The organism is Qingrenia yutianensis (assembly GCF_014385105.1).
Classification (GTDB): Bacteria; Bacillota; Clostridia; order UMGS1810; family UMGS1810; genus Qingrenia; species Qingrenia yutianensis.
This window is the reverse complement of record NZ_JACRTE010000001.1, coordinates 26,124-39,043: the sequence shown is the minus strand read 5'-3', so window position 1 is coordinate 39,043 and position 12,920 is coordinate 26,124. Positions and strand designations below refer to the sequence as shown.

Here is a 12,920-nt window from a genome sequence, read left to right as displayed (position 1 = left end):
GTATTTATTTTACCCAAAACGCAAATCTATTTAACAACAATATTTACAAGCTTTCCTTTTACAACAATAACTTTTACGATAGTTTTACCGTCGGTAAAGACTTTTATAACGTCGTTTTCAAGCGCTTTAGCTTTGATTTCGTCATCGGAAAGATTAGCCGCAACAGTAATTTTTTCTTTAATTTTGCCGTTTATCTGCAAAACAATTTCAACTTCGCTGTCCACCGTTTTCGCCTCGTCATAAACAGGCCATTTTGTTTCGTCAATGGTTTTTTCATTGCCGATAAGCGACCACATTTCCTCGGTGATATGCGGTGCAGTGGGGTTCAAAAGCTGTAAAAGCACCGAAAGTTCGCCCTTTGTAACACTGCCCTGCGCGTACATCTCATTGATAAAACTCATCATAGCTGCAATGGCGGTGTTAAATTTCATTCTGTCAATGTCCTCGGTAACCTTTTTAATCATTTTGTGAACAAGGCTTTCATTTTCGGGGCGGATACCGCCGTCTGTCATAATATCCTGCAAATTCCATACTCTTTCAAGGAATTTTCGGCAGCCCCTTACGCCCTGCTGTGACCACGGTGTTGACTGGTCAAATGCGCCTATGAACATTTCATAAGTTCTGAATGTGTCCGCGCCGAATTCGTTTACAATATCGTCGGGATTTACGACGTTTCCGCGCGATTTGGACATTTTCTCGTTGTTCTCGCCCAAAATCATACCGTGCGACGTTCTTTTCTGATACGGCTCTTTTGTGGGAACAGCACCGATATCGTAAAGGAATTTATGCCAAAATCTCGAATAGAGAAGATGCAGTGTCGTATGCTCCATACCGCCGTTGTACCAATCGACGGGAAGCCAGTATTTTAAAAGCTCTTTTCCTGCCAAAACATCGTTGTTCGCAGGGTCGATATATCTTAAGAAATACCACGACGAACCTGCCCACTGGGGCATTGTGTCGGTTTCACGCACTGCTTTTTTACCGCATTTCGGGCATACGGTGTTTTTCCAATCCTCTGCCTTGTTAAGCGGAGATTCGCCGTTTTCGCCCGGCTCGAAATCTTTCATTTCGGGAAGCTTTAACGGAAGTTCATCTTCGGGGATAGGCACCCAGCCGCAATCGTCGCAGTGAACGAGCGGAATAGGCTCACCCCAGTATCTCTGGCGCGAAAATACCCAGTCGCGGAGCTTGTAGTTAACCTTGCGCTTTCCTATCCCTTTTTCTTCAAGGTAATCTATCATAGCGGAAATAGCGTCTTTAACGCGTTTTCCCGTCAAAAATCCGGAGTTAACCAAAACGCCGTCCGCAACGTCGGTAAACGCCGCTTTCTGAACGTCCTCACCGCCCGAAACAACCTCGATAATGGGCAGACCGAATTTTTTCGCAAACTCCCAGTCACGCTCGTCGTGCGCCGGAACAGCCATAATAGCGCCCGTTCCGTATGTTACGAGAACATAGTCCGAAATCCAAATCGGGATTTTTTTGCCGTTTACGGGGTTTATTGCCTCAAGACCCTCAAGGCAGACGCCCGTTTTTTCCTTAACAAGCTCACATCTTTCAAATTCCGACTTTTTCGCCGCCGCAGCTTGATATTCTTTAACAGCGTCCATATTTTTAATTTTGTCTTTATATTTTTCAATATACGGGTGTTCTGGCGACAAAACCATATATGTAGCGCCGAACAAAGTATCACAGCGTGTGGTGTAAACTCTTATTTTGTCGTCGCAGCCGTCGATTGCAAAATCAACCTCCGCGCCCTCGGAACGTCCGATCCAGTTTTTCTGCTGAATTTTAACCTTTTCTATATAATCAAGGCCGTCCAAATCGTCGATAAGGCGCTGTGCATACTCGGTGATTTTGAGCATCCACTGGCTTTTTTCTTTCTGGATAACCTCACTTCCGCATCTTTCGCAAACGCCGTTTACAACCTCCTCGTTTGCAAGACCTACCTTACAGCCTGTGCAGTAGTTGATAGGCATTTTTGTTTTATATGCAAGACCGTGCTTGAAAAGCTGAAGAAAAATCCACTGCGTCCATTTGTAATAATTCGGGTCGGTGGTGTTAACTTCTTTCGACCAGTCGAACGAAAAACCAAGCATTTTAAGCTGACGCTTAAAGTTTGCAATATTGTTTTCGGTAACGATTTTCGGGTGGATTTTATTTTTAATGGCATAGTTCTCGGTGGGAAGTCCGAAAGCGTCCCAGCCCATCGGGAAAAGGACGTTATAACCCTCCATACGTTTTTTACGGCAGATTATATCAATCGCGGTGTATCCGCGCGGGTGGCCGACGTGAAGTCCGTGTCCCGACGGATAAGGAAATTCAACAAGACCGTAAAACTTTGGCTTGGACATATCGGTGCCTGCCTTGTAGGTTTCGTTTTCGTCCCAGATTTTTTGCCATTTTTTCTCAATTTCAGAAGCATTGTACTGCATTTTTATGTCATTCCCTTCTTAAATAAGAATTAGTTTTCATCAATGATATACGGCGAAATGTCAACTTCTTCTGCGTCCGACCAAAGATGCTCGATTGAATAAAATTCACGCATTTCCTCGGAGAAAATGTGAATAACCACACTGCCGTAATCCATCAAAATCCAATTTGCCGAGTTAAATCCCTCTTTGCCGATAAAGTGAACACTTATTTTTTCAAGCTCCTCCTCCAAAGCGTCGGAAAGCGCCTTTATCTGCGTTGTGGAACCGCCCGAACATACCACGAAATAATCTGCAATGGTGGTAAGGGGCGAAATGTTTAAAACTTTTATATTTCTTGCCTTTTTGCCGTCCAAAATTGTAACGGCTTTAAGCATCAATTCTTTTGACTCCATATTTTCTTCCTTCCGTAATTTTGTGCACCCGGTAATTTTTTATGAGCCGAGCACGATTAAAATATCCGCACCGTCCGTTTTGGACTCATTTACAACAAATTTTTCCTCGCCTATGATTTTGCAGACGGTATTAACGTTTTTGGACGATTTTTTAGCAATGACTTTCGTTTCGCTGTATTTGACACTGCCTGTCGAATGAACATCCCTCACGCGGTATCCCTTGCTTTCAAGAGCGGATTTTATGCTTGATGCGTCTTTTTTGCCGTTTGAACCGTCTATAATTTCAACAGTTGCAAGTTTTTTCTCAATAAAGCTTGCGTCGGAAAGCGTCATATCCACCTGTTCGGTGTTTTCCGCATCGTCCGACATAAGAAGATTTCGTCTTGAAACCTCAACACCGCTCAAAGCCGAGTCCGAACCGTCTATAAAATACTTGCTCACAAGTTCTTTGTTGAGCGTCTTGTTAGCCACAAAATACGAGCCGTACGGGCGGTTTTCCGCAACGCCCTCAATACCCATAATATTTATGTTTTCGCGCGGAACGGACAGCGCGATTGTGGAATACTGCAAAATTTTGTTACTGTCAAAGCTCGTTTTAACGCTCGACGTAACACTTGCGACAAGTTCGGGCAATTTCGAGAAATTCGTTATGTCAAAAACCTTGTCGATAACCGCATAGATAAACTTTCTCTGCACTTCGTTTCGGTCAAGGTCGGCGCGCGGATAACCCGTATGGTCGTCGTTCTGTCTGAAACGAACCAGCATTTCCGCTTTTTTGCCGTTCAAAAGCTGTTTTCCCTTTTGAAGGTCGATATGCAAATTCTGCTCGGGGTCGTTATAAAACATTCTTATCGGAACGTCAAACTCAACACCGCCGATTGCGTCGATTATGTTTCTGAAACCGTTTATGTCAACAAGAATGTAATTGTCCGCTTTAAGTCCCAAAACCTCCTCAACCGAGTTGTAAACGTTCTCAACTTTCGGCGTAATCTTGCCGTTTGTAAACGAAATGTAGGAGGAGTTGATTTTGTGGTCAAGCTTGTTGGTTGCGACATAAGTGTCGCGCGGAATTTGTATCATATTGAGCGTATTGTTCGCCAGATTAAGCTGGGCAAAAATTATAACGTCCGTTCTGTAACCCTCTTTGTCAACGCCCAGAATAAGTGAATTTACGCAAATATTTTCGTTTGTAAGATTGTTTTTGCCGCTTGCGCGGACACCGTATATCATTTTAGACCAGAAAAATCCGAAACCGCCCGTTGCGATAAGCGCAAGAATGAGTGTGAACGACAGCGTATTTTTCCAGTATGTTTTTATCGATTTAGACAATCAAAATCACCTGCTTAAATAATAATTTCTCGTATCAACAGTGTTAAGGTGAAGAAGCGAGCCTTTTTTGAGTACCGATTTTATGGTTATGTCAATCTGATAAACCAGCGCTTTGTCAAGGTCAGAGTGCGCAAGTTCTCTCAAATGCTCCACACCGTCGTAATTTCGGAGAGGCTCGATTGCGTCCGCTATGTATATAATCTTGGTAAGCAGACTCATATCGGGTTTCCCGACAGTGTGATAGAAAATTGCGTCGTATATTTCGTCATCATCAATGCCGAACAAATCTTTTGCAACCTCCGCGCCGAGAAACGCGTGGATTAAGCCGACCTGTTTTTTTGTCACCTCGTCCAGCTTAATGGCATATTTTTCGCACAGTGAAAACATTTCGTCTTTTGAAAAGTTTTTCGCGCAGTCGTGCAAAAGTCCTGCAATTTCGGCTTTTTTTTCATCTGCGCCGTACATTCTCGCAAGCTCTTTCGCCGTTTCGCACACCATCAGCGAATGATTGAAGCGTTTTTCCAAAAGCATACTCTGAAGCTTTGTCCGTATTGAGTTTATATCCATATGTTTATTCTTCCTTTTCACTGTAAAGATTATGTTGATAAATATATTTTTCCACGCTTTCGCACGTTAAGTATTTTATGCTTTTTCCCTCTGAAACGCGCTGTCTTATCATCGTGGACGAAACATCTATAAACGGCATTTTCGCGTAATAAACCTCTGCACCGTATTTTTTGTTGAAATTCTCAATATCAGAAACAATATTTTCGTGTTTTATGTTTTTACCGCCCGAACTTTTGCGGTCAAAGGCGATAAATGCGCATTTTTTTACAAGATTTTCAAAATCGTACCAGGACACAAGATCGTAAAAAGAATCCGCGCCGATTATAAAGTAAATCTTATCGCCGTTTTCGGCAAAATGCGAAACCGTATCGACGGCATAGGAATAGCCTTTCTTTGAAATTTCAAAGTCGCTGACCGAAAAGCGTTTGTCACCCGACACCGCAAGGCACGTCATATCGAAACGGTACATTTTATCGCCGAATGCTTTTTTGTGCGGAGGATTTCCGTTCGGAACGAAAATCACCCTGTCAAGACAAAATTCGTCCGCAGCAAACGATGCCATAACCATATGACCGATATGCACGGGATCAAACGTTCCGCCCATAATTCCAATTTTTTCAGCCATTTATACCCTTCCCGACGCCTATCTTGGCAAAATAATTTCTTTATAGTCTTTCGACTCGCGGTATAAAACGAATTTCGAGCCTATCACAATAACGGGTTCTGCGCCGAGCGCGTCAGCAATTTCACCGCACGCCTCACGCGTATCCATTAAAGAATTTTCCAAAACGTGAAATTTTATAAGCTCGCGCTTTTCCAGCGCATCGTCAACCTGTTTCAGCATATTTTCGTTAATTCCGCCCTTGCCGATTTGGAAAATAGGCGTAATTTTGTTTGCAAGTCCGCGTAAATATGCCCTCTGCTTGCTTGTTATCATTAAGTTAATCTCCTCAAACATCAAATACAAAATACTGCAAATTATATTATACTAAATTCCGACACCTTATGTCAAGATATATTATCTTACATAATCAAATTCAATGTCGTAAATTTTCACGGGATTTCCCTCGTTTATACCCTTTGCCTCAAGCGCTTTTATAACGCCTTTCTTGCGCAGAGAGCGCTGGAAATACTGCAAAGATTCGTTGTCGGCAAAATTTGTTGATCCGATAAGACGTTTCACCCATTCGCCCTCCACGATAAAGGTATCGTTTTCACGGCGCACGGTGAACGGCTCGTCCTCTTCAAATTTTATGATTTTTTCTTCGTCCGAGTCGTCCTCGGCAAGTATCGGCATCGGGATTGTGTCCAAAAGTCCCGATGTGTATTTCAAAAGCTTGTCCACGTTAAGCTTTGTTGCCGCCGAAATTTCAAAAACCTCATAACCGCGTTTTTTCATTTCGTCACAAAAACCGCTGTAAATGCTTTCGTCAAAAACAATATCCTTTTTGTTTGCCGCCACAATCTGTTTTTTCTCGGCAAGTTTGGGATTATATTTTTTTATTTCGTCGTTGATTTTGTCAAAATCTTCAATAGGATTTCTGCCCTCAATGCCCGACGCGTCCACAACGTGAATGAGAAGTCTTGTTCGCTCAACGTGTTTTAAAAATTCGTGTCCAAGTCCTATTCCCTCGCTCGCACCCTCGATAATTCCGGGAATGTCAGCCATAACAAAGCTGTTGCCTGCGCCGAGGTCTACAACGCCGAGATTAGGCTCGAGCGTGGTGAAATGATAGTTTGCAATTTTGGGGCGCGCGTCGCTCACCACAGATAAAAGCGTGGATTTTCCCACATTCGGAAATCCCACAAGACCGACGTCGGCAAGAAGCTTTAATTCAAGTTTGATTTCGCGTTTTTCGCCGTCCGTTCCGCTTTTTGCAAAACGCGGAATTTGACGTGTCGGCGTTGCAAAGTGACTGTTTCCCCAGCCGCCGCTGCCGCCTTTTGCGATAATCATTCTCTGTCCGAGTTTGTTCAAATCGGCAATAATTCTGTCGGTATTTGCGTCCTTTACAAGCGTTCCTATCGGCACGGTGACAACTAAATCTTCGCCGTTTTTACCCGAACATCTCGCCGCTTTTCCGTCACCGCCGTTCTGTGCTTTATACTGCTTTCTGTAGCGGAAGTCGGCAAGGGTGCTCACCTTATCGTCAACCTCCAGTATAACGTCGCCGCCGTTTCCGCCGTCACCGCCGTCGGGACCGCCTGCCGCAACGTATTTTTCTCTGTGAAACGAAACAAGCCCGTTTCCGCCGTTTCCGGCTTCTATATAAATTGTAGCCGTATCTGCCAGCATACAAAATGCCTCCTTTTTAAAAATTCCGATTGGTGTAAAATTATTCCATATCAAACAATAAAAGGGTTGGCTTTAAGCAACCAACCCCTTCAAATCCTAAAAATTCATTATTCGGCAATTTCGTAAACACTAACCTGCTTTTTGTCTTTGCCGACTCTTTCAAATTTAACTTTGCCGTCAACAACAGCAAAAAGAGTGTCATCACTGCCCTTTTTAACGTTTATACCGGGATGAATTTTAGTTCCTCTCTGTCTAACCAAGATGTTGCCCGACAATACAAACTGACCGTCGCCTCTTTTAACGCCGAGTCTTTTGGACTCACTGTCACGGCCGTTCTTTGTGCTGCCGACACCTTTTTTATGAGCGAACAATTCAAGATTTAATTTAAACATTAGTTACACCTCCAAATCAGAAATACTGATACAATCGGAATACTGTTTTTGCAAATCGGTTAAAAATAAGTACATACTTTCCAAAAGCACATTGGCTTTTTTACGCTTATCTTCATCAATATCGCGCGGGAGAACAAAGTATAAATATCCGTCGCCCGTTTCATAGCCGATATTAACTTTTGCAACGTTTTCAATACCGTTTGCGGTAAGATAGCTCACTGCGGAAAGCGCCGCACACACAATGTCATTTTCGTTTGAGAAAAGAGCGTGTCCGTCAAACTCTGCCTTAACTATGTTCTTATTTTTGTCGCGATAAATTTTAATATTCGTCATTACGCATTGATTTTTTCAATTTTAACCTTTGTATAAGGCTGTCTGTGACCCTGTTTGGTTTTAGAACCTTTTTTGGGTTTATACTTAAACACAATGATTTTCTTTGCTTTGCCGTTTTTCACAACAGTTGCGTCAACGCTTGCGCCCTCAACAACAGGTGTGCCGATAACTGTGTTATCGCCCGAAACGCAAAGAACTTTGTCGAATTTAACAGTATCGCCTTCGTTAGCCTCGAGTTTCTCAATGAAAACAACGTCGCCCTCCGAAACTTTATACTGTTTTCCGCCGGTTAATATAACAGCGTACATAAAATATGCACCTCCTTATGTTTTCTCGCTAAAAATAAGGTTCTGCAAATGCGCAGATTAAGACCCATTCTATGCGGTTACCGTAATATTGTAACACAAAACATACGCTTTGTCAAACATTTTTTACAATATTTTTCAAATTATTTTATCGGAAGTGCATAGAACAAAACAAAGAAGTAATGAAGCACGCTTCCGCCAAGCACAAAGAGGTGCCAAACCGAGTGCATAAACCTTGTTTTCTTCATTTTGTAGAATATAATTCCTATTGTATAGCAAATTCCTCCGCTCACCAAAAGTGCAATGCCTTCGGACGGCACAATTTTAAGCATTTTCCCGAATGCGATAACCACAAGCCAGCCCATAAGAACGTACAAAACCATAGAAATTTTAGTGAATTTTTTGATGTTTATACTGTTGAGAACAATTCCGAGCGCGGTTAAAAATGCGGTTATTCCGAAAAGCGTCCAGCCGAGCGCACCGCGGATAAGCGACAGATAAACCGGCGTATCCGTACCCAAAATCAGCACAAAAATCGAACAATGGTCCAAAACTCTGAAAACCGCTTTTGCCCGATTATTTGCCAGCGAATGATAAATTGTCGAAACGGCATAAAGAAGAATAAGCGAAAAGCCGTATATCGACGCCGAAACAATGCCTATTGCGTCGCTCACAAAACAAGCGTACACAATCGCCACCGCCGCGCCGGCGATGGACAAAAGCTCGCCTATTCCGTGTGATATTGCATTTGCTATTTCCTCGCCGAGCGTTTGATTATTCACCCTTGTCTGCATAAAAACATCTCCTGTTATTATTATAGTCATCAATATAGCATATAATTATCGTTTTGTCAAGTATATTTAGTATTAAATACTAAATATACTTTCTCACTTAAAAGGGACGGTTTTAGCCGTCCCTATTTCAGCATAAGTTTAACTTTGTTTTTGCCGTTCTGCCAGATTTCGTATGCCTTAAACTTTATCTCAACGCCTGCATTGTCGGAATTTGTAACGAGCGCGTATTCGTCGTCGGTCAAGTTTTCTTTCAAAACCGCCATAGCATCGGCGCTCATTTCGGGACTGCTTGCATCTACAAAACAAAGCGGAGGGAACATAACGCACCACCAGTTTTTACCTTTTGCCTCGCCTATTTCAACTTTCAGCGCCTCATACGTTCCGGCAGGAAGCGTCACTTTTCCGTATGCTTTTGTGGGAAAATCGCTTTTGCCGAACGTCACTTTCACGGGATAATCGCAGCCGTTTTCAGCAACCGTTTCACGCGCGGTTTTCTCAATTTCGGCAATATTCGCCTTAACCGTTTCTTTCGCCTCGGCAATATTGCAGTCCTTTGCAAAAACCCCTCCGCTCGACTGCAAAATTTTGTCGCGCACCTTTAATTTCAGCTCCTGGTCGGCGTCGGAGTCGCTGTTTGCAATAACGTGCAAACGCAAAACATTGTCTGAAAGCGCCGACTCAACCTTGCCGAAATATGACGATACCGCCATAGTTATAATAAAACCGATAATCACAACGGGTATAAATTTTTTCATTTTATAACCTCCGAAAAATGAATTTACACTATGATTATCGGCAATTTTTTAAAATTTATACATTGTTTATAGTTGATGTCAAATATGTTTGTTTGTACTTTTCTTTCATAATTTTATATGCGCCGTCAAGTTTTTGCCTGTCGCCGAAAATTGCGAAAACGCTCGGTCCCGAACCGCTCATAAGCACTGCGCTCGCACCGAGATTTTTTAAATTTTCCTTTATTTTCCCGACTTCGCCGTACATTTTAAGCGTCACGTCCTCAAGCGTGTTGCCTAAATTTTCATAAATTACCGAAACATTTCCGTCCTCAAGCGCATTTTTAATTTTGTCTATGTCGGGATGCGTTGTATTTTCATCAAGCACAAGCGACTTGTAAACCGACGGCGTAGACACCGAAAACGGCGGTTTAACAAGCAAAATATCAAACTTAATATTGCTTTTGACGGGTGTTAAAATTTCGCCTATTCCCTCGGCAAGATATGTATTTCCGACAACGCAGAACGGCACGTCCGCGCCGATGTTTTTCGCGATTTTCATAAGTTCTGTATCGGACAAATCGGTTTTAAGCAAAACGTTTAACGCGCGAAGAACCGCTGCCGCGTCGGTACTTCCGCCGGCAAGACCCGCGCCGACGGGAATGTTTTTTTCGATTTTCACCGAAATATCGGCTTTTTTGCCCGTGTATTCCAAAAATGCTTTTGCCGATTTGCAAACAAGATTTGTTTCGCCGCACGGCACATTTTCGTCACCGCAAACAACGGATATTTTACCCAAACCGCCCAAACTTACGGTGTTTTCGCCGTTTTCAATACCGAGTTTTATGTCAAGCGTGTCGAAAACGTCAATCGTCTGCATAATCATTTTTACGTCGTGATAGCCGTCCGCGCGCTTTCGCACAACGTCCAGACCGAGATTTATTTTTGCATATGCTTTAATTATCATAAAATTTTTCCGCCTTTTCAAACAGCCTTTCTTTTGTGTTATTATGCGGATTTTCTATAACAAAATCCAAAAGATAATTCAAAATTTTCCCCGTATCTTCGCTCTTTTTCGCATAATTTTTAATCTGCGCGCCGTCCGTTTTAAGCATACAAAGCTTGTACGGCTCGCACGAATTTATGATGTCGGAGATTATATCGGCAGGATAAAACTTTCCGATTGCGGTAAGGAAAATTTCCGTTTCATTTAAATATATATCGCCTTTTTGCAAAAAACGCTTTATATCCGCGCGGTTTTGCGTAAAATTAACTTCTGCCGAGTTTATCAGAAACTTTATTTTATGTTTTTCAGCGTTGGAAAACTTATATTTTGCCAAAATTTCATCGGCGCCGTTTTTGTTCATATAATAAATAAAAAGCGCCCATTTAACGCAGTAACCGCCGTCCGAACGGGAAATTTTTTCAAAATTTTCAATGCTTTTTATATCGGGGAAAATCCTGTCGAAAATGCCGTTTTGCGCCGATACGGCAAGCGCACCGAGATTTTTTGCGCACAAAATTTTTGTAAATTCCTCTCTTATACGCTCACAGCTTATGTCGGACAAATATTTTGCATTGTTTTTCATTGCGCAAAAGGTTTTCGGCTCGATTTCAAACCCCAGAACGCACGCAAAACGCACGGCGCGGATAATCCGCAGTGCGTCCTCAAAAAAACGTTTTTCGCCGTCGCCCACCGCACGGATTGTTTTATTTTTAATATCGTCCGTTCCGCCGAAAAAATCCAAAATTCCCTCATTCGGGTTGTAAACGAGCGCGTTAACCGTAAAATCGCGGCGCGACAAATCGTCCGAAAGTTTTTTTGAAAAATGCACGCTTTCGGGTTTTCGGTGCGCCACATAATCGCCGTCAACCCTGTATGTTGTAATTTCAACGTGATATTTTCCGCTGATTACTGTCACCGTGCCGTGTTTTATCCCGGTGTCAAAGCACTTTCTAAAAATTTTGTGCACATCGCACGGCTCTGCGTTTGTAGTAACGTCATAGTCCGAAACGGCGCGTTTTAAAAGAAAATCGCGCACCGAACCGCCTGCGGTGTAAGCCTCAAAACCACCCTTTTCGAGCGACGTTATAACATATTCAATCTCCGCCGGCAAATCAATCTTTACGGCATACCTTTTCAACAAATTCACCTAATTTCATACCTGCGTCGGGCTTTGCAACCGCGTCTATAATTCTGTCGTAATACTCGGTTTTGATTTTGTTGTCGTAGAACAAATGCACCGCCTCGTCAACGGGGAACGTTTCGGAAACCTTTATTGCAACACCGCAGTTGAGCAGAAATTCCGAATTTCTGTCTTCCTGTCCGGGAATAGGGTCAATCAAAATAAGGTGCATTTTCTTTGCCAGCGCCTCGGACACGGTAAGTCCGCCGGGCTTTGTAACGATACAGTCGGCGGCGTCCATAATAACGTCAACATTGTTCACAAAACCGTAAACAAACATATCTTTGTTCATTTTATCTTTCATTTTTTCAAGATGCGCTTTTAACTTTTTGTTGTTTCCGCAAACCGCGATAATCTGAAAATCGTGTCCCGATTTATCGAGATTTTTTATATGGTGCGCAACATCGCCGAAGCCCATAGAGCCTGCTATTACAAAAACAGTGTCCTTGTTCGGCACGCCGAGAAGTCCCCTCGCCTCGTGCTTTGAAATTTTCTTTGAAAATTTCGGGTGAACGGGAATACCGAACGGCAATATTTTTTCTTCGGGAATACCCTTTTTAACCATCTGATAATTCAAAAGCTCAGACGCGGTGACATAATAATCGAGATTTGTTTCCTCCCAAAACGGGTGGACGGTAAAATCCGTCACAATGCCGACCGTTTTCACGCTTTCGTCAAGGATACCCTTTTCGCGCAGTATCGTCAAAAGCTCGCCCGCAAAAATGTGCGTTGCAATGATGACGTCGGCATTCTGCGCCGCGATAAAGCGCGCGAATTTGCGCAGTACCAGCGCTGTGCCGAACGCACCCATTTTCATTTTTATGTCGGTATCCGACTTTTTTTCCGCCATACGGTAAAACTTGCCGTACAGCTTGGGAACGTATTTTGTTGAAAAAAGATAGCCGTTTTCAACAACGTCACTTAAATACTTGTTAAAATACTTATACGCATCGATTGTGACGGTTTCAATACTGCGCTCGGAAAAGCACTCGTTAATGGCTTTTGCCGCCGTATTATGACCGCCGCCTGCAGAAATTGTCAAAATAACCGCTTTCATTTTTTTCGCTCCTTATCTTCACACATTTTTCATATTTTACATAGTATATATTAAGCCACCCGGCTAAAGCAAACACAGAAATTGTAATCTTGGAGGTGTTGAC

The 12,920-nt window shown here is 42.8% G+C and carries 15 protein-coding genes; all 15 read right to left on the bottom strand.

The features are described 5' to 3' along the window. Positions 1-26 precede the first annotated feature (26 nt). Positions 27-2,435 carry a leucine--tRNA ligase gene (gene leuS, locus H8706_RS00185; RefSeq protein ID WP_178348346.1) on the bottom strand — a complete coding sequence of 803 codons (2,409 nt, stop codon included), beginning with the start codon at positions 2,433-2,435 and terminating at the stop codon, positions 27-29. A 29-nt stretch (positions 2,436-2,464) separates the two neighbouring features. Next, positions 2,465-2,827, bottom strand: coding sequence for a ribosome silencing factor (gene rsfS, locus H8706_RS00180; RefSeq protein WP_262431018.1), 363 nt, complete (start codon positions 2,825-2,827; stop codon positions 2,465-2,467). Between the two features lie 39 nt (positions 2,828-2,866). Further along, positions 2,867-4,156 (bottom strand): LCP family protein, encoded by a 1,290-nt coding sequence (locus tag H8706_RS00175; protein ID WP_262431017.1) that lies wholly within the window; start codon positions 4,154-4,156, stop codon positions 2,867-2,869. Between the two features lie 6 nt (positions 4,157-4,162). Continuing rightward, the gene (yqeK, locus tag H8706_RS00170; RefSeq protein ID WP_262431016.1) at positions 4,163-4,723 is read right to left on the bottom strand and encodes a bis(5'-nucleosyl)-tetraphosphatase (symmetrical) YqeK; all 561 of its coding nucleotides are present in this window, start codon (positions 4,721-4,723) and stop codon (positions 4,163-4,165) included. A 4-nt stretch (positions 4,724-4,727) separates the two neighbouring features. Beyond that, on the bottom strand, positions 4,728-5,348 hold the full coding sequence (gene nadD, locus H8706_RS00165) for a nicotinate-nucleotide adenylyltransferase (RefSeq protein ID WP_262431015.1): 621 nt from the start codon (positions 5,346-5,348) through the stop codon (positions 4,728-4,730). Positions 5,349-5,366: 18 nt separating this feature from the next. Then, positions 5,367-5,660 (bottom strand): ribosome assembly RNA-binding protein YhbY, encoded by a 294-nt coding sequence (yhbY, locus tag H8706_RS00160; protein WP_178348351.1) that lies wholly within the window; start codon positions 5,658-5,660, stop codon positions 5,367-5,369. An 81-nt stretch (positions 5,661-5,741) separates the two neighbouring features. After that, on the bottom strand, positions 5,742-7,019 hold the full coding sequence (obgE, locus tag H8706_RS00155) for a GTPase ObgE (protein WP_178348352.1): 1,278 nt from the start codon (positions 7,017-7,019) through the stop codon (positions 5,742-5,744). Between the two features lie 107 nt (positions 7,020-7,126). Further along, on the bottom strand, positions 7,127-7,411 hold the full coding sequence (gene rpmA / locus H8706_RS00150; protein WP_178348353.1) for a 50S ribosomal protein L27: 285 nt from the start codon (positions 7,409-7,411) through the stop codon (positions 7,127-7,129). Between the two features lie 3 nt (positions 7,412-7,414). Continuing rightward, the gene (locus H8706_RS00145; RefSeq protein ID WP_178348354.1) at positions 7,415-7,744 is read right to left on the bottom strand and encodes a ribosomal-processing cysteine protease Prp; all 330 of its coding nucleotides are present in this window, start codon (positions 7,742-7,744) and stop codon (positions 7,415-7,417) included. Further along, positions 7,744-8,052 carry a 50S ribosomal protein L21 gene (gene rplU, locus H8706_RS00140; RefSeq protein ID WP_178348355.1) on the bottom strand — a complete coding sequence of 103 codons (309 nt, stop codon included), beginning with the start codon at positions 8,050-8,052 and terminating at the stop codon, positions 7,744-7,746. The genes H8706_RS00145 and rplU overlap by 1 nt, the downstream gene beginning before the upstream one ends. A gap of 140 nt (positions 8,053-8,192) precedes the next feature. Continuing rightward, the gene (gene trhA / locus H8706_RS00135) at positions 8,193-8,843 is read right to left on the bottom strand and encodes a PAQR family membrane homeostasis protein TrhA (RefSeq protein WP_178348356.1); all 651 of its coding nucleotides are present in this window, start codon (positions 8,841-8,843) and stop codon (positions 8,193-8,195) included. 122 nt (positions 8,844-8,965) lie between these two features. Continuing rightward, complete coding sequence (gene spoIIR, locus H8706_RS00130; protein WP_178348357.1) at positions 8,966-9,598, bottom strand: stage II sporulation protein R; 633 nt, start codon at positions 9,596-9,598, stop codon at positions 8,966-8,968. A gap of 55 nt (positions 9,599-9,653) precedes the next feature. Further along, on the bottom strand, positions 9,654-10,541 hold the full coding sequence (gene ispE, locus H8706_RS00125; RefSeq protein ID WP_262431014.1) for a 4-(cytidine 5'-diphospho)-2-C-methyl-D-erythritol kinase: 888 nt from the start codon (positions 10,539-10,541) through the stop codon (positions 9,654-9,656). Next, positions 10,531-11,718 carry a CCA tRNA nucleotidyltransferase gene (locus H8706_RS00120; RefSeq protein WP_262431013.1) on the bottom strand — a complete coding sequence of 396 codons (1,188 nt, stop codon included), beginning with the start codon at positions 11,716-11,718 and terminating at the stop codon, positions 10,531-10,533. The genes ispE and H8706_RS00120 overlap by 11 nt, the downstream gene beginning before the upstream one ends. Then, on the bottom strand, positions 11,693-12,817 hold the full coding sequence (locus H8706_RS00115; protein WP_262431012.1) for an MGDG synthase family glycosyltransferase: 1,125 nt from the start codon (positions 12,815-12,817) through the stop codon (positions 11,693-11,695). Before H8706_RS00115 ends, H8706_RS00120 begins: the two co-directional genes overlap by 26 nt. Positions 12,818-12,920: the final 103 nt, after the last annotated feature.

Bases quoted from the DNA above. Each gene is read 5' to 3' on its own strand.
- obgE (WP_178348352.1), bottom strand. From the start codon at position 7,019: ATGCTGGCAGATACGGCTACAATTTATATAGAAGCCGGAAACGGCGGA.
- yqeK (WP_262431016.1), bottom strand. From the start codon at position 4,723: ATGGATATAAACTCAATACGGACAAAGCTTCAGAGTATGCTTTTGGAA.
- yhbY (WP_178348351.1), bottom strand. From the start codon at position 5,660: ATGATAACAAGCAAGCAGAGGGCATATTTACGCGGACTTGCAAACAAA.
- trhA (WP_178348356.1), bottom strand. From the start codon at position 8,843: ATGCAGACAAGGGTGAATAATCAAACGCTCGGCGAGGAAATAGCAAAT.
- spoIIR (WP_178348357.1), bottom strand. From the start codon at position 9,598: ATGAAAAAATTTATACCCGTTGTGATTATCGGTTTTATTATAACTATG.
- rplU (WP_178348355.1), bottom strand. From the start codon at position 8,052: ATGTACGCTGTTATATTAACCGGCGGAAAACAGTATAAAGTTTCGGAG.
- rpmA (WP_178348353.1), bottom strand. From the start codon at position 7,411: ATGTTTAAATTAAATCTTGAATTGTTCGCTCATAAAAAAGGTGTCGGC.
- H8706_RS00145 (WP_178348354.1), bottom strand. From the start codon at position 7,744: ATGACGAATATTAAAATTTATCGCGACAAAAATAAGAACATAGTTAAG.
- leuS (WP_178348346.1), bottom strand. From the start codon at position 2,435: ATGCAGTACAATGCTTCTGAAATTGAGAAAAAATGGCAAAAAATCTGG.
- nadD (WP_262431015.1), bottom strand. From the start codon at position 5,348: ATGGCTGAAAAAATTGGAATTATGGGCGGAACGTTTGATCCCGTGCAT.
- ispE (WP_262431014.1), bottom strand. From the start codon at position 10,541: ATGATAATTAAAGCATATGCAAAAATAAATCTCGGTCTGGACGTTGTG.
- rsfS (WP_262431018.1), bottom strand. From the start codon at position 2,827: ATGGAGTCAAAAGAATTGATGCTTAAAGCCGTTACAATTTTGGACGGC.
- H8706_RS00115 (WP_262431012.1), bottom strand. From the start codon at position 12,817: ATGAAAGCGGTTATTTTGACAATTTCTGCAGGCGGCGGTCATAATACG.